Below are 18,715 nucleotides of genomic sequence, written 5' to 3'. Positions count from 1 at the left end.
GCGTCGCGCGCAGCATCCAACTGCTCGTCCCCCCGCAAGAGCTGCCAATTCTGGGCATAGACCAACCCGTCATAATCTCTGAGATGGGACACTAGTCGGAGGTGGGGTAAATACTCCGAACGTTCAGCTAACCGACCAGCAACTCGAGGATCGTGCAAAGCTCGACTTAATCGACGGATCCGATGCCGACTTCACTGCCTATTCTCAGTGGGTCTCGGACGGAATGACTATCACGGTGAAGCTTACAAGCGCCGATCTCGCAGCGGCAACTTCCTTCGGGGATCTGCTTTCGTTCGACACTGCTTTGGCGAGCGTCTACTATCCTGACTATGACGAGAAATACGGATTCAGTCTGTTAGGCCAAAAGGTTTATGACGCGGTCGCGAAAGAGGCGATCCTATATGTCGACGCTATGGTCAATTCCTACACGAATGCTCTGCTTTTTGGCATTAAGAACTATCTGACTTTCGACCCTACTTCGAACGGTGGCTGGAGGATCGAAGGAAATAACGGCGATAATGGTGACCTCGCCGGCACAGACGGCGACGATACGGTTTTTGCCCGTGGCGGGAATGACTCGATCGACGCTTCCACACATGGCGGCGGCTATGACCGCTATGACGGTGGAGATGGCGTCGACACGATTAGCTACGCCACCTCGACCGAGAACTTGACCATATCCCATGACGATTTCTGGGGAGAATATTCCGCCACGGGGTCCTCCGGCGAGTCTGATACCTTCACGAACATCGAACGGATTATCGGTGGTCTCGGCAATGATTCAATTGCGGGGTCAGACGCAGATGAGACCTTCGCTGGGGGCGGTGGAAACGACACGATCAACGGCGGAGGCGGCGTTAACACGGTCGATTTCTCGATGCATACGGCATCGGTGACAGTTCAATTTACCTCGACCGGTCAGGGGACGGCGGTTGGTACCCAGAATGGCCAAGACAGCTTCGCTGCCATCCAGAACGTAATCGGTAGCCAGGGCAACGACACCATCACCGGTGACAGCGCTGACAACATCATCGACGGACAGAACGGTAGCGATCAGATCGACGGAGGAGCAGGATTCGACACCGTCGCCTTCCTCAACAGCATCGCGTCCTACACGATCATAGTGGCGTCGGGCGGACATCTGCAGATCTGGGACCACACATACACAGACACGGTCATAAATGTCGAGGAGTTCTCGTTCGCGGGTGTTGCATTTACTTACGCCGCTGTGCAGGCGGCCGCCGCTTTCATGACATTGGGTACCAGCGGTGGTGACAGCCTCACCGGATCGACTGGGGGCGACGCTATATTCGGCGGTGCCGGGAGCGACACCATTTTTGGTCTGGCCGGAAACGACCTGATCTATGGTGAAGACGGCGACGACGTCATTTTCGCGGGAGATGGAACCAACAACATAAATGGCGGAAACGGCAGCGATACTGTTATCATCAACGGTGCCCAATCGGATTTCACCGTTACTGTCCAACGCGATCACTCGGTTCTGGTAACCGCATCAGGCATCACAAATCGGATTGCCGACGTGGAGTGGATCGCCTTCGATGCGCCCGATGGGCAAGACGACACCAGTATAAACGTGGGCTTCCTCATCGAGTCTAATTCTTCAACCGATCTGACCGGCTCGGGGGGCAACGAGACGCTGACCGGTACTGCCGGGCACGACACGATCCACGGCCTCGCCGGAAACGATACTATCTACGGACTTCAGGGCGACGACACGATCGACGCCGGCGCCGGTGACGATGTGGTATTCGCGGGCACGGGGAAAGACATTGTCGACGGTGGTGACGGCGTCGATACCGTGGTCATCGGCGGTGCGTACACCGACTTCGCGATCAGCGTCCGGGACGATCATTCAATTCTCATAAGTGGAAACGGTGTTTCAAACACGATATCCCATGCCGAATGGATTGTGTTCGATACGCCGGACAGTCAAAATGACACGAGCGTCAGCGTCAGTGGCCTGATCGAAGCTCAATCTGCGACAGCCGTTGCCGGGACGATTTCCGCTGATACGCTGACGGGGACAGCCGGCCAGGACACCATCACAGGTCTTGGTGGAAATGATACGATCTACGGTCTTGCTGGCGACGACGTGATCAATGCCGGCGATGGCGACGATGTCATATTCGCAGGCGTCGGAGCGAATCTGGTAGATGGCGGTAACGGGTCTGATACGCTCGTCATTGACGGTGCCTACGACGATTTCAAACTGGATCTTGTCAATAACTCCACCGTAGTCGTCTCCGGCGGCCAGCTTATGGATGTCGCCAACAACGTCGAGTGGATTGTCTTCGACGCACCCGGAACAGGGACTGACCACAGCATCGACGTTTCTCAGTTCATCTTGCAGAATTCTACCCACACGCTCGAGGGCACGTCTGGAGCCGACACGCTGAATGGTGGTGCAGGGCTCGATACGATCCACGGGCAGGATGGCGATGACACCATCTACGGACTGGGCAACAAAGACGCTCTTTATGGGCAGGCCGGAAATGACATCCTATTCGGCGGCGACGGTGACGATATCATCGTCGGCGGGGACGGGGATGATTTTCTCGTTGGGGGCGGCGGGACGGATACGTTCGCCTTCGACCCGTCGAACGGGCAGGATTGGATCGACGATTTCGATGTCGGCGTCGACAAAATCGACGTGAGTGCAATCGCAAGCCTGCATGACTTTTCGGCGGTATTGGCGAACGCACAAGAATGGGTGAGTGGTACCACGTGGCTTTACGCGGACGTCAACAACTACGTTCGCCTCGAAGGCGTCTCGATCGCAAGCCTGCAAGCCAACGATTTCGTTTTCGCTTGATCCTGGCGTGAACGATGTGTGGGGGAGGGCGGCGTCTATCCCCCGCACATCGCTTTCCAGCTCTCTAATCGCCGTCCACTTGGCGAAGGATCGCCGCTGCGCTCGTGAATGGGGGATCACCATCCGCCCATCGATAGCCACCACACAAAATTTCCTTGGCTGTGGAAACACGTCCTCCGCGTTAACAGCGTTTTGAGCGTAAGGATTGGTAAACGCTAAAGCGACCTATCAAGGGTCCATTCGCGGTACTCGGACGCCGCGTAAGCCCCTCTTTACCGATTAGACCTAGTCAGTCGGAAGACGAGTGGGGATCCCTATGACTACAGAAAATTTCGGAATTGGGTAGATCCTATGAGGAGGGTGGATAGCAACCAGCGCCGTGGCAAGGTGAGGTTGCTATCCACCCTCCTCATAGGATCTACCTATTAATTCTTCCATCGATGCCGTCTCCAGACTATGTCGAATGCGGTGTGACATCCGTTTCCCTCCTGGACGATGATGAAGGGAAGTGCCGGCCCACCGAGAAGCGGGGCCAGTTCCGGGACACGACCGGCGAGAGCTTCGAATTCTTCGCGCCTGTAAAGCGTGAGGACGCTCAGGTCCTGTGCTGTCCCCAACAGATAGCCGGCCCGTGTTCCTGCGTTCGTGGGCGCGGGCTGCGACGAGGTCCACAGCTCGCTTCCCTCCGCGACGATCGCTCTCAGGTGCGCGACCCTGTTGAGCTGGCGGGCGGTCATCGTCAGAGTGATCTCCACCACCATCTCCGGAAGGCGTCCGTCGAGCGAAGCCCATGCGCCGTCGGGAATCCTTAGACGCCAAGTCTCGAAACGCAGTTCCGACGCAAGCGACGAGCTGAAAAACCGAGCACGGAATGGCACATCAGCGCAGGCATATCCGATTACGGTCCGAAGCCCGCCATTCGGTTCGCCCGATACTCACCATACCGTTCATGCAAGCCGTCCAAAAACGACGGATAGGTATAGGAGTTGTCAGGGACATTTTCCGAGGCGATCTGCGGCAGTAGTCGCCGGAGACGATGCTGAACAGATGGATCTGCCCCGAGGAGGAGCCTCGCGTCATAAATCCTATCCTCTGAAAGGTAGTCCGCGAGGATGTCGATCTCCTCCTGCGTGGCCGTAGACGTTACCACCAACAGATGGGTAGAGCCTGTTCGCTCGCGAACACGACGTAGGTTCCCAGATATCGCTGCCGGCTCGGAGAGCCCGGAGGTCACGAGCGCCGTTACATCCACACCCCCTTTTTCGAGCGCGTGGTATTCTCTGTACAGAGGCGCGATATCAGGAAGGGGGGCTTCCGCCGAGAGGCGGTGGTATTCGTTCCAGTAACAAGTGACGCCGATGTCGGCGGGTAGCGCTTCCGCGTCTGTTGCCTGGGCAAGGCTGTCGATGAAGCCGTCAGCGTACAACAAATCCGCCGCTCGAATAACAACTTGAACGACCTGCTGAGCAACGGGGACTTTCTCTTTAAGAAGATTGCCAAGAAAAAAGCCCGCGAGACGTTCGATCGTCGCGCGGTCGCCTGATTTCGTCGAGCTGAACTCGAGGAACTGATCCTCTATGGCTTCAGACAGTTCAGGCTCCACCATAATTCCTTCCTAGCAGCGGTGACAATCTCTTCCAAGTTTTCGGCCTTCGAGCAATTATTTCCTCTTCGAATGCCTGCCCTGACGCCGATCCGATCCGACAACCGAGCACCCGCCCTCGCACTTCGGGATTGGTACATTTATAGTGGAGTTGATCGCCGCAAACCGCAACGGTCATACCGGGGACAGCTAAAATGATCGCTTCGGCGCGAGGATCAAGGCGCTGGTCTGGTACACAGGTGAATGCACCCTTGTACTTTCTCGAAAGCTGCTCGGCCACGAACGCAAGATCTCGGATCTCATTGTTCGGAAAATTTAGAGCCGTCGCCTGGAGTCCTACGTAGAGATCTTCAAGGTCGCGGCGGGCGGCGTCCAGCGGGATCAGCTTCGATAGGTCGTTGGGGAACCAAGGGTATTCGATCTCGATGTCGTCGACATTACCCGTGTTCGGAAATATGACGACTAAGACGACGCCCTTCGTTCGGTGGTCGGCCATGTCGTCGAGATGGGATTTTCTCTCTTGGGTCGGCACGACCAGATTATATTTAGCTTTTAGCCGACGACCGTGATCGAGCAAGTATTGAGAGAGAAAGTTGTCGGCGATCGTGTGGCGACCTTCATCCCACTCGGTCGCCTCGCCGGACTTTATCTCGTACCAGTTCACTTCGTTGCCGCGTGCGACGACGAAGTCATCGATGTAAGATCGAACCTGAACGCCGAACTTGACAGTCGAGAAATCGGCGTTCGCCTTCTTTGCGAAAAGTACTTCTTCAAGGACACGAAAGGCTATGAACCGCAACTCGAACACTACTCCGTTGCGTCCGGATCCGCCGCCGATGATTTTCCGCTGCAAATACGATGCGTCGGTCTCTGCCGAGAGTGCCTCGACTTCTGCCTTGGAAGGTATCAATGCCATGCCGGTGCCCCAAAATCGTTGAGCCTGATTAGGGCGATCAGGTTAAGTTTTGGTAGAGCGTTGAAGACCGCAAAACATTCCGCATGCGCTGGGTCGGCAGTGATTGATCTACCCGATCAAAGGGCTCTGAGAACAGACAATGAGCTTGCGCGATCCTCTTGTGATGGCGACGTAAAGGTTCTTCATGTTGCGGACCGGCATCCTATCGAAATCTGCGGCATCCAGGATAACCGCTACGTCGGCTTCGAGTCCTTTGAGCAGAAGCGGGCTTCCGACAGCCCTTGCAGGAACTCGGCGTCCTATCGATCTCGTCAGCTCGCGGATCCGAAGGGCGGCGTCGAGGAACGTGCCGGGGCTCCTTGCAAGCACGATCGGAGGGCTTGGATACAGGTACGAAGGATTTCTGGCCGAAAGGTGCGTGCGCCGGGATTGGATTCCAGAGCAAGGAAGAGCTTGACGAGATCCTCTGCCGATCCGGTCGTCTTGTAGGCGATCGCTGCCAATTCTGCCCCCGTGGCTACTTTCCGCTCCGCCTGTCGCTCGAGCACTGCAACTCGGTTCATCAGTTCGGCGCGATTCACGCCGGTCGTCACCTCCGAAGCGAAAGCAAGCACGGTTGCCAGATCGCCGGGCCGGTCGAGTTCGATCTGCTCGGCGAAGGCGATAACGTCCGTCAGATCTACGTTCTCGACAGTCACCGCGCCCGGCGTCTCTCGTGCGATCCTGCGCTGCACGTCCTTCTGATTGCCCGCAGCCATGATCAAGACATCTCCACCCGCCTGCGGAGACCTGACGGTGCAGGCTTTACGGTGCTTGGTGTCGTCTTCGATCCCATCGAGTTGCACCCATTCCACCTCCGGCGGAGCGTCACGAAGGTCTATCTGGTTTCCAGCCATCAGGGTGCGCCGAGCCTCGAGGAGCCATTCGCCGAATCCTCGGGCGTCGGCCCGGATCCATCGCCAGGGCGTCGAAAGTTCACCGGCGGGCGGGAACGCCGAGCAGACGTCGCCCTCCCAGTCGGGGTGCGCGCCGTTGAAGCTGAAGATCTCTTGCATGGGGTCGCCAAGGACCACTGTCGGGAGAACAGAGGCGAGGTGGCAAACCATCCCGTGCTGCTCGAGACCGCAGTCTTGGTACTCGTCGACGATGACGCGGCCGTAGCTTGCCTCCAGGACGTCATTGATATGTTTCCCACCGAGCAGCGCGGCCGCGGCATGCTTTATTGCCGGATAGTCGGTGCGGGGATTGACAAGTTCGAGACGTCTTGGATCGATACCCGAACGTCGTGGAAATGTCTTCAGCGTCCTGAGCGCCCACCCGTCAAGCGTCGCTAGGCGGTACGAGGAAGAAGGGACGCCCGCACGCTCCAGCCGTGACCGCAACGCGGCCACTCCGGCGTTGGTGTGGGTTAGAACGAGAATGGGCTTTCGATCCGAATGCCGCTTCAAGGAATCCGCGATCAGTTGCGTCTTCCCGCAACCGGCCGGTGCTGTGATCGAACCACAACGGATTCCCAGCAAGTCGATTGCATCTTCAGGCACCGACGCACCACTTTCTCATTGCGACGATTACGTCCTTGAAGGCTACGTCACTTTTTAGCAGGTGAGGGATTACGACCTCTCGACCGATTTCTTCCATCGCACCGACGGACTTGAACCATGCCTTCTTGCCCTCGCTGTTTCCGCCGGCCGCTTCTCCCAGTGCCTTTCTGGCTTCCCCGCTGAGCACGCCTTTCCCTAGCTCGTCGCGGACAATTGCGAGCGTGACCGCATTGCCGGAACGGCTGCTGAGCTGGTCGTTAATTTCGGTCTCCGAGCGATCTTCCAGCACTTTTTCAAGCAAGATGTTGACTGCGTTCTCCGGAAGGCTCCCGAAGAGCTCGACTTCGAGCTTGTTGCCATCCCGCCATTTGAATACCTCGCCGCCGTCGACCTCGAACGCCGCTTCCTTGCCTGGGTTAGGCTTTACGTCGTCGTCCCGGAACGTGGCCACTCGATAACCCATGGTCTGGAAGGCGAGCGCCCGTCCGAGAATCTTGTCACACCCACCCGCGTCGACGAGCACGGTCCCCGTCGCGTACATTGACGCCTTGCCTGCTGCGTGCCTGTTCTGATCGATGCCACGGACCAGCCCCACTTCGCTTGCGCCTTCACAAACAAGGATTGATCGCGCAAGGAAGGCGTCTGGGTGGGCTCGCAGAGTTCCTTGCAGATCCGGGTAGTCGCCGACCCACCGGATTTCATGCTTGCCGCCGGAACGTCGCACGATCCAAAGCTGCTCCACTGTCAATTCCCTGACTGCTATAGGGGAATGACTGGTCAGAAAAACCTGCAGAGGTGTGTCCGCGTTCTTGGCACCGAGATTGTGCAGGAACTGGATAATCCGATGGGGCTCCAGGCCGTGCTCGAGTTCGTCGACGAGCAGCACCGCCGACTCCGAGGCGCTCTTCTGCTGAAGGCCGGAAATCATCAGTCTTGTCGATCCCAGGCCCAGCCGACGTAGCGGAACGCCCGTCTCGCTGTGAAGCGAGATGGTTCCCGCCGCCACGGAAACCGAGTGGGCCTCAAGCTCGGCCCTGGCCTTCGCACCGACGTCTATCCCCAGTTCGCCTGCCACCTGCGTGACGATGTCGAGCGCCTTGCCAAGCTTCTTGTCCGCATCTACGCCGAAGGATTTCCGTGCCGCGCGCGCCGCTTCCAGAAGGGCGGTCGATGCATCCGCGCTCTCGTCCGAGAGACGATTGAGAATCGATCCTCGGCGCCAGGCGAGATTGTTATCGGACAACGCGCCGATCCGGACAGGGGCGAGGTTGGTACGGTCCGACCAGGAAAGGTTCCGCGTCAGACCAGCCGCCTGAGCTCGGTCCGAAACCAATGTCCATACGGGCTCGAGATCACTTTCGACGCGCATGTTCAGCGAGAGAACTGTCTCGAGGCCGGCACCGGGTTCGTCCTCGAGTTCCTGCTTCGCGGAATCGTACCCCCGCAGATAGACGCCGTAACCTTCCATGGACTTCAGCTCAGGTGCGAGGTTTCCAAGCGTGATCGTGACGCTGATCGGATCGTCGACGAAGAGCGTGTCGCGCCGAGGCAGAGATCGATAGCGTCTAGTATCGTAGACTTGCCGCTATCGCCCGGACCGATCAGGCAATTGACGCCTGGTTTCGGATGCCACTGCAGCTTCTTGATGCCGCGAAAATTCTCGATCTCGATCGTTCTGATAGTCGCCATTCGTCAACCGTTGAAAATCACCAGTGCGCGGAGCGTCAGGTCTTGAGGGGGCCTAAAGTGAGGGGTTGAACCCGATCGGTCGCATGCGGCGCTGGGTTGCCTGATCCCTTTTTGTTCTTGTAAGCATTTCCAGGCGTCGAAACGCCTGGATTTGTTGGCTTTTTGAGCTCCGAACCTAGTTGGCCAGTTTTAGCTTCCTCTGAGGCCGGAAATTGGTCGTTTTTCGGCTTTTTGGCCAGTTATTGGTTCGGTTTCTCACGTCGTGTCGTCGTCCGAATACCGGCTATCAGCTGCAGCCGCTCGTTGCGCCGCATGTGTCGCACTTCTCGCAAGTGCCGTTGCGCACCATCGTAAAGTTCTGGCACTCGGAGCACATGTTGCCGGTGTAACCCTGCATGATGGAGCGGGCACGGCGTTCGGCTTCGACCTTCTTGGCTTCCGTCTTGGCCGATGCCGCGTCGGCGGCCGCCTTGTCGGAGAAGAGGGCGGTTGCCTGCTGCTGGGCCTCAGTCGTAACTTCTTCGATCACTTCCTCGGCGATCTCTTCGGCTAGTTCCTTCGCCCGCTCCTCATAGTCGCGCTTGAAAGCGACGATTTCGGAGCTCGAAATGGCGACGGTCGGTTCGATCTTGCGGGCGGCAGCACCGGCAAAGGACGTCACCGTGGCGCCAGAGGAGGCACGCGCCGGGGCTGTGGTGGCGGCGCCCTTCGGCTCGCCGCCGGCCTGACGCTCGTTGCCCGTTACCAGCGTCGGCTTGTAGCCGCGCGTCCAGCCGGTCGAGACGAGGTTCGTCTTGCCTTCCTGGATGCCCTTGCCGAGCGCCGTGTTCGAGAAGTCCGACGTGTCGACATGTGCCAGATCGTGGCGGCCGAGATAGGACACGGCGAGTTCGCGGAACACGTAGTCGAGGATCGACGTGGCGTTCTTGATAGCGTCATTGCCGATGACCATGCCGGCCGGCTCGAACTTGGTGAAGGTGAAGGCCTCCACATATTCTTCGAGCGGCACGCCGTACTGCAGGCCAAGCGAGATGGCGATCGCGAAGTTGTTCATCATCGCACGGAAGGCGGCCCCTTCCTTGTGCATGTCGATGAAGATTTCGCCGAGGCGGCCGTCGCCGAATTCGCCGGTGCGCAGATAGACCTTATGTCCGCCGACGGCGGCCTTCTGGGTGTAGCCCTGACGGCGGTTCGGCAGCTTCTCACGCTCGCGGGTGACGCGTTCGACCACACGCTCGATGATCTTCTCGGTGATGGTGACGGCCTGGGCCGCGACCGGCTGCTGCAGCAGTTCCTCAACCGCATCCTCGTCGCTTTCGTCCTCGATCAGCGAGGCGTTCAGCGGCTGCGACAGCTTGGAGCCGTCACGATAGAGGGCGTTCGCCTTCAGGCCGAGCTTCCAGGAGAGCATGTAGGCGCTCTTGCAATCCTCGACGGTGGCTTCATTCGGCATGTTGATCGTCTTGGAGATCGCACCCGAGATGAAGGGCTGGGCAGCTGCCATCATGCGGATGTGGCTCTCGACCGAGAGATAACGCTTGCCGATCTTGCCGCACGGGTTGGCGCAATCGAAGACGGCGAGATGTTCGTTTCTCAGGAATGGTGCACCTTCCAGCGTCATCGCACCGCAAACATGGATGTTCGCAGCCTCGATGTCCTTCTTCGAGAAGCCGAGATGGTCGAGCAGGTTGAAGCTCATGTCGGCGAGCTGCTCGTCGGAAACCTTCAGCGTGCCCTTCAGGAAGTCGGTACCGAGCGTCCACTGGTTGAAGACGAACTTGATGTCGAATGCCGACTTCAGCGCGGCGTTGATCGCCTCGACCTTCTCGTCGGTGAAGCCCTTGGCCCTCAGCGTCGAGGGGTTGATCGCAGGCGCCTGGTTCAGGTTGCCGTGACCGACTGCGTAAGCTTCGATCTCGGCGATCTGGCTTTCGGAATAACCCAGGGTGCGCAGCGCCTCTGGAACCGCACGGTTGATGATCTTGAAATAGCCGCCGCCGGCGAGCTTCTTGAACTTCACCAGTGCGAAGTCGGGCTCGATGCCTGTTGTGTCGCAATCCATGACGAGCCCGATCGTGCCGGTCGGCGCGATCACGGTTGCCTGGGCATTGCGGTAGCCGTGCTTTTCACCGAGCTCGAGAGCCTTGTCCCAGGCGCTCTTGGCATGGGCTACGAGATCCTGGTCCGGGTTTTCGGAATGGATCAGCGCGACCGGGTTGATCGACAGGCCTTCATAGCCCGAGCTCTCGCCGTAAGCGGCACGGCGATGGTTGCGGATGACGCGCAGCATGTTTTCGCGGTTCGGCTTGAACATCGGGAACGGGCCGAGCTCGGAAGCGATTTCCGCCGAGGTGGCATAGGAAATACCGGTCATGATCGCCGTCAGCGAGCCGGCGATGGCGCGGGCTTCGTCGCTGTCATACGGAATGCCCGAGGACATCAGCAGGCCGCCGATGTTGGCATAGCCGAGGCCGATCGTACGGTATTCGTAGGAGAGTTCGGCAATCCGCTTCGACGGGAACTGTGCCATCATCACGGAGATTTCGAGAACAACGCTCCACAGGCGGACGGCGTGCTCGTAGTCGGCAATGTTGATGCGTTTGGTGGCGGCATCCTTGAACTGCATGAGGTTCAGCGAGGCCAGGTTGCAGGCTGTGTCGTCGAGGAACATGTATTCCGAGCACGGGTTGGATGCGCGGATCGGGCCGGCTGCGGGGCTGGTGTGCCAGTCGTTCATCGTCGTGTTGAAGTGCAGGCCCGGGTCGGCCGATGCCCAGGCGGCGTAGGAGATCGACTCCCAGAGATCGCGGGCCTTCAGCGTCTTCATGACCTTGCCGTCCTTGCGGGCGGTCAGGTTCCAGTCGCCGTCGTTTTCGACGGCGCGCAAGAAGTCGTCCTTGATCGAGACCGAGTTGTTCGAGTTCTGACCGGATACGGTGAGGTAGGCTTCCGAATCCCAGTCGGTGTCGTAGGTCTTGAATTCGAGGTCTTTGTAGCCCTGGCGGGCGAACTGGATGACGCGGCCGATATAATTCTCAGGAACCTGATCCTTCTTGGCAGCGCGGATTTCGCGCTTCAGGGCAGGGTTCTTGTTCGGGTCGAAGCAATCGCCCCGAGTGGCTTCGGAGCCAGCCTCGCAGTTGACGCAGGCCTTCATGATCGCCTTCAGGTGCTTGGCGACGACCTTGGAACCGGTGACAAGGGCAGCGACCTTCTGCTCTTCCTTCACCTTCCAGTTGATATATTCCTCGATATCCGGGTGGTCGATGTCGACCACGACCATCTTGGCAGCACGGCGCGTTGTGCCGCCCGACTTGATGGCGCCAGCTGCACGGTCGCCGATCTTCAGGAAACTCATCAGGCCGGAGGAGCGGCCACCGCCGGAAAGTTTTTCGCCTTCGCCGCGGAGATAGGAGAAGTTGGAGCCGGTACCGGAGCCGTACTTAAAAAGACGGGCTTCGCGAACCCACAGGTCCATGATGCCGCCTTCGTTGACGAGGTCGTCTTCAACAGACTGGATGAAGCAGGCGTGCGGCTGAGGATGTTCGTAGGCCGACTTCGACTTGGTCAGCTTGCCGGTGAAAGGGTCTACATAGAAGTGGCCCTGGCCGGGGCCGTCGATGCCATAGGCCCAATGCATGCCGGTGTTGAACCATTGCGGGGAATTCGGGGCAACGCGCTGGGTAGCAAGCATGTACGCAAGTTCGTCTTTGAAGGCGAGGGCGTCTTCCTCGGACGAGAAGTAGCCGCCCTTCCAGCCCCAGTAGGTCCAGGTGCCGGCAAGACGGTCAAAGACCTGGCGGCCGTCGGTTTCGGAACCGTACTGTTGGTCCTTGGGAACATCCTTCAGAGCCGCTTCATCGGCAACCGAACGCCACAGGAAGGAAGGAACGTCGTTTTCCTCGACCTTCCTGAGCTTGGCTGGAACGCCGGCCTTGCGGAAATACTTCTGCGCCAGGATGTCGGCAGCGACCTGGGAGAACTGCGCCGGAACATCGATATTCTCGAGGCGGAAAACGATCGAACCGTCCGGGTTCTTGATCTCGCTCGTCGCCTTGCGGAATTCGATATCCGCGTAAGCGCTCTGTCCTGCCTTCGTGAAACGGCGTTCTATGCGCATTTGCCTAACCTCTAGCTTGCGCGCCCCGTCCCCGTTTGATCAAGGCGCAAGTTTCCACCTCCGGCGGCGCCGTGAGGAGCGCAGCCAGTTCTCGTTTCCGTATCGTCACAGGAGTGTCATCGGAGATGGCTTTCCTGTATCTTGTGGTGATGGTGGCTGCAAACACTAAATATAGTATTAACAGCTTATTATCGCCAGCCCCCCGATGTCACTTTTTGGAAGATAAAAATCGCGCACGAAGCCCCTCATGGCGATCATCCTTCATGGATGCAACACCCTGATTCTACGCTCGATTTTTGAAGAGAACCGGCCTCGTTAATTCCGGTCCAACTGCCGCAGCAACATCGGAACCCATTAAGTTGGAAACTGGCGATTCCGTCAAGGGGTTGTTTTTAACGAACCGTTCACCACAACATATTGTGGATCGGGCTGTGGAGAGTGGGGAAAACAAAGTCGTGCAAGAAATTCAATGGGTTGCGAGCTTTAGTCGGCCCAGAGCCTAAAAAATCTAAGAAAAGTTGCGACCGTGTTGATTTGGTTGCAGCTTTTGCCGGCCAAATGCGGCAACCGATTCGTTTGAGGCCAATTTCGGTCATAATGCGTCAATCGCAATTGTCACCGTTGCGATACCTATAGGCTGTCCGTTTTCATCCTTGATGACAAAGCTTGCCTGCGTTTCCAGTAATTGTGTCTGCTCATCGCGCTCAGCCCGGTCGATAAATATCTCGTCGGAATATCTCGGAAATGTTTTCAGGAACTTGTCTTCATCGCCTTGCCAATAGTCGGTGGTCATCGTGCCCTGGCCGACATTGAGTCCATGACGATCGGTTACAAAAAATTCGATGATGGTGCCCTGCGAATCATCCTGCTTGGATTTCAAATATCGTGACACCGGCTTGTTGAGCAGGCGCCTGACCATCTGCCACCCGCCACTCTGGACCTCGGAGCGGTAGGTATTGTCCAGCACCTGGATGTTCGCGTCACTGATATTGCCGAGTTTGGCGTTCTGGTCCTCGATCGCCTTCCGGACGATCGGCGTATTCACCATCGGCTTAACGACTGTCTCGACGTATTCCCGTACGACGGACACATAGGCCGGTTCCGCCGAAGTGGCCAAAGGCGAGAGACAGAGGCCCAGCCCGAAAGCCGCAACCGTCCCGACGTAGCCCCAACGCATCATATTCGTTCCAACGTCGCGCCCCGCGACTAAACTTCTACCCCGGTCCGCAGCGCAACGCCGTTGCCGCGCGGGACGGTTGCTTTGAAGGATAAGGTCTGAGGGGGCGGCGCGATAGCGGAATCCGATGAGTTAGTTAAACAAAGATTGGTGCAATTTGAAATTGTCACCGGCCTGTCAGGTTGCGCCGCGAGTCGCGCTCAGCCCCGGCCGGCCTTGGAGATCGGTTCCTGATAGGTGAACCCCATATCCCAAGGGAAATAGATCCAGGTGTCCTGGCTGACTTCCGTGACGAACGTATCGATCATCGGAACACCCTGAGGCTTCGCGTAGACGCAGGCAAAGTGTGCCTTGGGCAGGATCGAGCGAACTTCCGAGGCCGTCTTGCCGGTATCGGTGAGGTCGTCGATGACGAGGACAGCTTCGCCTTCGTCAGCGGTCAGTTCCGGCGCGATGCCCTTCAGGAGCATCATTTCGCCCTGGTTCACATAGTCGTGGTAGGAGGCAACGCAGACCGTTTCGATCAGCCTGATGTTGAGTTCGCGCGAGATGATCGCCGCTGGCACGAGGCCGCCACGCGTGATGCAGACGATTGCCTTGAAATCGCGCTTCAAACCAGCAAGGCGCCAGGCGAGCGCACGCGCGTCACGGTGGAACTGATCCCAGGAGACGGGAAAGGCTTTATCGGGAAGGGACATGGTTTGCTCCGCGGCATGAATGATGACACGCCGTTTGCCGGCGGCCGGACAAAGCATTCCGCGATCGGCCAAACGCAAATCGCGCAGCCGAGACTGCGCGATTGGAGGACCGAAGCCGGAGCTCGTCATCGGTCGCCGCAATTAACGGATTCCGGGGGCAAAACGCAAGCCCCTCGTCATTCTTATCGCGACAGCAGCGTCAAAGCAGTCATCGACTGCAGCAGCGTTTTCGTGGTGCCGCCGAAAATCATCTGCCAGAGTCGCGAATGGGTGTAAGCACCCATAACCAGCAGGTCGATGCTGCTGTCGGAGAGACGGTTTTCGATGACAGTCGACGCGGATTTGTCCGCGCTTTGAGCGGTCGCCAAGGTGACCTTGACGCCGTGGCGGGAAAGAGCCGCTGCGATGTCCGCGCCCGCGACAGCCGCAGACTGGAGTGCATTGTCGACGGGATCGACGGAGAAAATCTCGACTTCGTCGGCGGCTTTCAGGATTGGCAAGGCGTCGAACGCCGCGCGCGCTGCCTCCCTTGAGCCGTTCCAGGCGATGAGAACACGTTTGATCGGCTTCGGCTGGCGCAGCACAAAGGGGATCAGCATGACCGGGCGACCGCTTTCGAAGAGAAAGTTGTCAATGTCGACATGACTGTCCGACGGTTTTGCCGGATTGGCCTGCGACGCGATCAGCAAGTCAGCACTTCGCGCGCTTTCGATCAACGGTGCCGTGCCGTAGCCGGTGGATGAGGCGAAGCTACGCCATTCAAAGGAGATGCCTTCAGCCTGCGCCTTCCTGCGGAAGACGCGCTCTACTTCGAGGGTTTCCGCACGCGCCATGTCCTGAAGCGCCTGCACGGCGACGGGGTCGGGTATCTCCATTGGTGCCACGAGAGGCACGACCGCGACGGTTTCCGCATGAAGGCCGATAACGTGGGCATTGGTCTGCGCGGCAATGGCGAAAGCAAAATCGGCCACGGCGGTGGTGTTGTCGACGGTGTCGAGAATGGCAAGTATCGTCTTGTAAGACATAAACAATTCTCTCCTTACGCGGATGAAATCGGCTAATCTTCAACGAGAATGCGCCGGCAAGGGCGCCGGTGCCTTGATGCATATCAACGGCGAGCCGGGATCTCCTTTATTCTACGCCTCTGCCGAGCGGTTTTCAGCCACCTCCTTTGTTTGACGGATGGTCTCGATCATGGCGCGCACATCAACTCCCGCGGCATCGACCGCATTCTGCGAGCGGCTTCGTACGACGATTTCAGTCGAGAACGCCTGGCCGACATAGCGGGGGTAGGAGCCGATACTCGTCTCCGGGTGGGCTTTCTGGATGGCGGCAAGCGGCGTGCCGATGTCGCCCTCGCCGTAAGGGCAGGAGATGCCGAGCGAGAGCACGCGCGTGCCGGTGCGCAAGGTCGGTATGACCGCGTCGACCATGGCTTGGAAGACCTGCGGGACGCCGGCCATGACGTGAACATTGCCGATGACGAAACCAGGTGCGGTCGAGACCGGGTTGGCGATATGGCGCGCCCCCCTGGGCATGCGGGCCATTCTCTTTCTGGCATCGGTAAATTCGAGCCCACGGCGCGCATACATCTCGCCGAGCAAGGTCATTGCGTCAGCATCGTATTCGCAAGGCAGCCCGAACGCTGCGGACACAGCATCGGCGGTAATGTCGTCATGGGTCGGCCCGATGCCTCCCGACGTGAAGACGTAATCGTATTTTGCGCGCAGGGCATTCAGGGCCTCGACGATCACATCCTCCTCGTCGCCGACGATGCGGACCTCTCTGAGATCGATGCCGCAAAGCGTCAGCATATCCGCCAGATGGCCGATATTCTTGTCCTTGGTGCGGCCGGATAAGAGTTCGTCGCCAATGGCAAGCATGGCGGCGGTGACAACTGTCTCATTGGTCATTGGAAATTTCCGAACGTTTGGATCCCAACATAGGTAGCGCCCTTCGCCGGTCTTGCAAACCGTGTCACCGCCGCTAGGTCACGCAACTGGCTCCAAGTATTTTTTCGTCTATGGCCATTGAACAGTGCGTTCTGCCGCGTGGGGCTATGTTGATTACAGCGCGCTGCTAAGTTTCCACCGCCTACGAATTCAAACGCAAATTCCCTGATGGAGATAAGTAAATGGCGAAGGTACTCGTGCTCTACTATTCGGCCTACGGCCACATCGAAACCATGGCATATGCCGTCGCCGAAGGCGCAAAGTCGACTGGCGCCGACGTTGTTGTCAAGCGCGTTCCGGAACTGGTTCCAGACGAAGTTGCCAAGGCGTCCTACTACAAGATGGACCAGGCCGCGCCGATTGCAACTGTCGATGAACTTGCTGATTACGATGCCATCATCGTTGGTGCCGGCACGCGCTTCGGAACGGTTGCGTCGCAGATGCGCAATTTCTGGGATCAAACGGGCGGCCACTGGTTTGCCGGCAAGCTGGTCGGCAAGGTCGGTTCGGTTTTCACGTCCTCGGCAACGCAACACGGTGGTCAGGAGTCCACCATCCTCGGCTTTATCCCCACCTTCCTGCATCAGGGCATGATCGTCGCGGGACTTCCCTACGCTTTCCAAGGCCAGATGGGCGTTGATGAAATCAAGGGCGGCTCACCCTATGGCGCATCCACCATCACGGATGGTGACGGATCCCGCCAGCCTTCGGCGATCGAGCTGGAAGCGGCAAAGTATCAGGGCGCTCACGTCGCCAAGATTGCCGCAAAGCTGGGCTAATCGGCTCTCTTCACCGGCAGGCGCGGCCATTGGGTTCGCGCCTGCTTACACTGCGCAGAGAAAGTCACCGACTGCGCATCAGCCGTAGAGATCGTGCAGTTTCACTGCGTAGAAAAGAAGCGGTATTCCGAGAACCGCAATGGCGATCATGAATGCCGTTCCCGCCCTGAACAATTTGAGACGTCGCGTTCTCGTGCCATCCCAATCGTAAACCATAGCCTTACTCCCACAAGACAAGCCTACAACTATGCGCAGCCCCAACCGCGGTCCTTCTGGCGTGCGCATACAAGCACATTCGCAAGCGAGGATAAAGGGTGGTGGCCGGCTGCCCTGGATGTTGATACAGTCTGGCCCTGATGGTGCGAGCGACGGGGATCGAACCCGTATAGCCTAAGGCCGAGGGATTTTAAGTCCCTTGCGTCTACCAGTTTCGCCACGCTCGCGTTCAACGATCGCAATAACTTAGCGAATCTGTTTTGGGAAGCTCTGCACACCCAATCGTGGCGCAATTTATCGCCATATATTGAAATGCTGCTGCATGTACTCGATGCACCGGCGATTGGCTTCGCTACGGACCGCACCCTCGATGGTGGCGAGGTATAGTGAGGCGACATCGTGTGCAGCGGTCGTCCGTGGTTCTTCCAGCCCAGCAGGGAGCCAGATCGGGATACCTTTCAGTGCAAGCATGCCGGACAACCAAACGTCATCGACTGCCCATATGACTTCAGGGATGTCATACGCGATATCATCGAAAAACTCTGGACGCACGACGGCACCGCCGAGCCCTTGAAGCACATCCACGTAGCCGCCCTTCGCAACCAACGTCGGCATCGGTTTCGGCTGGTCCAAACGCAACACTATGGAAGCGAACTTATGCCGTAGTCGGCGGGCGCGGAGCAAAAGATCCATTTTCCGTCTGCGCACTGCTTTCGGCACAATGGCGGAGGGTTTCGCAATATGGGTTGGCACGTCCTTGCCGATCAGGGCTACGCATTCCGCTGGTCGCTCGTCCTGTGCCGCGAACAACTGAGAGGCCCAATTGGGCGAGAACACCTTGTCGTCATCGCAGAACAGAATTTGTGCCTTTTTCCCACGGAGCTCGCGTGCGGCAAACAGCACCTTAGATGCAGGTCCCATGTCTTCTTCAGGTCGAACTATCGTGATCCCAGTGGGCACGGATGGAACGGATCCGTCGTAGTCAGGAAACCGCCGATAGCGTTTGGGCACGTAGAGCCGGATCTCATCCACTGCGCCGTTCTGCTTAACTAGGCTGTTAAGGGTCGGTGCAAGCTTGGCGAAACGTGGAGGGATGGTAGAGAGCGAGATGATGCGCAATGTAGTGGACATGCGGAACTGTAAGTCATTGATGGGAAGTTGGGTGGCACTATGCCATTCCGAGTTGAGTTA

At 58.2% G+C, this 18,715-nt stretch carries 15 protein-coding genes and 1 tRNA gene; 2 read left to right on the top strand and 14 right to left on the bottom strand.

The genetic code is table 11. The features are described from left to right. Positions 1–235: 235 nt before the first annotated feature. Positions 236–2,833: a calcium-binding protein gene (locus FHX09_RS17045; RefSeq protein ID WP_184450412.1), complete on the top strand. Its 2,598-nt coding sequence runs from the start codon at positions 236–238 to the stop codon at positions 2,831–2,833. A 425-nt stretch (positions 2,834–3,258) separates the two neighbouring features. Here FHX09_RS17045 and FHX09_RS17040 read toward each other — a convergent pair whose 3' ends face one another. From FHX09_RS17040 to FHX09_RS16995, 11 genes are all read right to left on the bottom strand, one after another. Continuing rightward, positions 3,259–3,588, bottom strand: coding sequence for a hypothetical protein (locus FHX09_RS17040; RefSeq protein WP_132594571.1), 330 nt, complete (start codon positions 3,586–3,588; stop codon positions 3,259–3,261). Between the two features lie 143 nt (positions 3,589–3,731). After that, positions 3,732–4,439: a hypothetical protein gene (locus FHX09_RS17035; protein WP_132594569.1), complete on the bottom strand. Its 708-nt coding sequence runs from the start codon at positions 4,437–4,439 to the stop codon at positions 3,732–3,734. Further along, on the bottom strand, positions 4,426–5,352 hold the full coding sequence (locus FHX09_RS17030) for a hypothetical protein (RefSeq protein ID WP_132594567.1): 927 nt from the start codon (positions 5,350–5,352) through the stop codon (positions 4,426–4,428). The genes FHX09_RS17035 and FHX09_RS17030 overlap by 14 nt, the downstream gene beginning before the upstream one ends. Positions 5,353–5,663: 311 nt before the next feature. Continuing rightward, complete coding sequence (locus FHX09_RS17025; protein ID WP_207911695.1) at positions 5,664–6,893, bottom strand: UvrD-helicase domain-containing protein; 1,230 nt, start codon at positions 6,891–6,893, stop codon at positions 5,664–5,666. Next, positions 6,886–8,361 (bottom strand): AAA family ATPase, encoded by a 1,476-nt coding sequence (locus FHX09_RS17020; RefSeq protein WP_210294067.1) that lies wholly within the window; start codon positions 8,359–8,361, stop codon positions 6,886–6,888. The genes FHX09_RS17025 and FHX09_RS17020 overlap by 8 nt, the downstream gene beginning before the upstream one ends. Positions 8,362–8,366: 5 nt before the next feature. Beyond that, entirely contained in the window at positions 8,367–8,582 is a 216-nt protein-coding gene (locus FHX09_RS29465) for an AAA family ATPase (protein WP_207911693.1), read from the bottom strand. Between the two features lie 286 nt (positions 8,583–8,868). Then, positions 8,869–12,702 carry a vitamin B12-dependent ribonucleotide reductase gene (locus FHX09_RS17015; RefSeq protein ID WP_132594565.1) on the bottom strand — a complete coding sequence of 1,278 codons (3,834 nt, stop codon included), beginning with the start codon at positions 12,700–12,702 and terminating at the stop codon, positions 8,869–8,871. A 592-nt stretch (positions 12,703–13,294) separates the two neighbouring features. Beyond that, on the bottom strand, positions 13,295–13,882 hold the full coding sequence (locus tag FHX09_RS17010) for a hypothetical protein (RefSeq protein ID WP_132594563.1): 588 nt from the start codon (positions 13,880–13,882) through the stop codon (positions 13,295–13,297). Positions 13,883–14,079: 197 nt separating this feature from the next. Next, positions 14,080–14,577, bottom strand: a complete 498-nt coding sequence (gene gpt, locus FHX09_RS17005) for a xanthine phosphoribosyltransferase (RefSeq protein ID WP_132594561.1) — start codon at positions 14,575–14,577, stop codon at positions 14,080–14,082. A 182-nt stretch (positions 14,578–14,759) separates the two neighbouring features. Then, on the bottom strand, positions 14,760–15,602 hold the full coding sequence (locus FHX09_RS17000) for a universal stress protein (RefSeq protein ID WP_132594559.1): 843 nt from the start codon (positions 15,600–15,602) through the stop codon (positions 14,760–14,762). 111 nt (positions 15,603–15,713) lie between these two features. Further along, a complete protein-coding gene (locus FHX09_RS16995) occupies positions 15,714–16,490 on the bottom strand; it encodes a competence/damage-inducible protein A (protein ID WP_132594557.1) in 777 nt (258 codons plus the stop codon). A gap of 221 nt (positions 16,491–16,711) precedes the next feature. On the opposite strand from FHX09_RS16995, the gene wrbA reads away from it, so the two are divergent. Then, a complete protein-coding gene (gene wrbA, locus FHX09_RS16990) occupies positions 16,712–17,308 on the top strand; it encodes an NAD(P)H:quinone oxidoreductase type IV (protein ID WP_007792676.1) in 597 nt (198 codons plus the stop codon). A 78-nt stretch (positions 17,309–17,386) separates the two neighbouring features. Here wrbA and FHX09_RS16985 read toward each other — a convergent pair whose 3' ends face one another. The 3 genes from FHX09_RS16985 to FHX09_RS16975 form a co-directional block, all read right to left on the bottom strand. Continuing rightward, positions 17,387–17,524, bottom strand: a complete 138-nt coding sequence (locus tag FHX09_RS16985) for a hypothetical protein (RefSeq protein WP_007792673.1) — start codon at positions 17,522–17,524, stop codon at positions 17,387–17,389. A gap of 141 nt (positions 17,525–17,665) precedes the next feature. Continuing rightward, positions 17,666–17,751: transfer RNA gene (locus FHX09_RS16980), tRNA-Leu, on the bottom strand. A 67-nt stretch (positions 17,752–17,818) separates the two neighbouring features. Continuing rightward, complete coding sequence (locus FHX09_RS16975) at positions 17,819–18,655, bottom strand: glycosyltransferase (RefSeq protein ID WP_132594555.1); 837 nt, start codon at positions 18,653–18,655, stop codon at positions 17,819–17,821. Positions 18,656–18,715: the final 60 nt, after the last annotated feature.

This window comes from Rhizobium sp. BK538, assembly GCF_014197575.1.
GTDB lineage: Bacteria > Pseudomonadota > Alphaproteobacteria > Rhizobiales > Rhizobiaceae > Rhizobium.
This window is presented reverse-complemented; position numbering and strand designations above follow the sequence as displayed.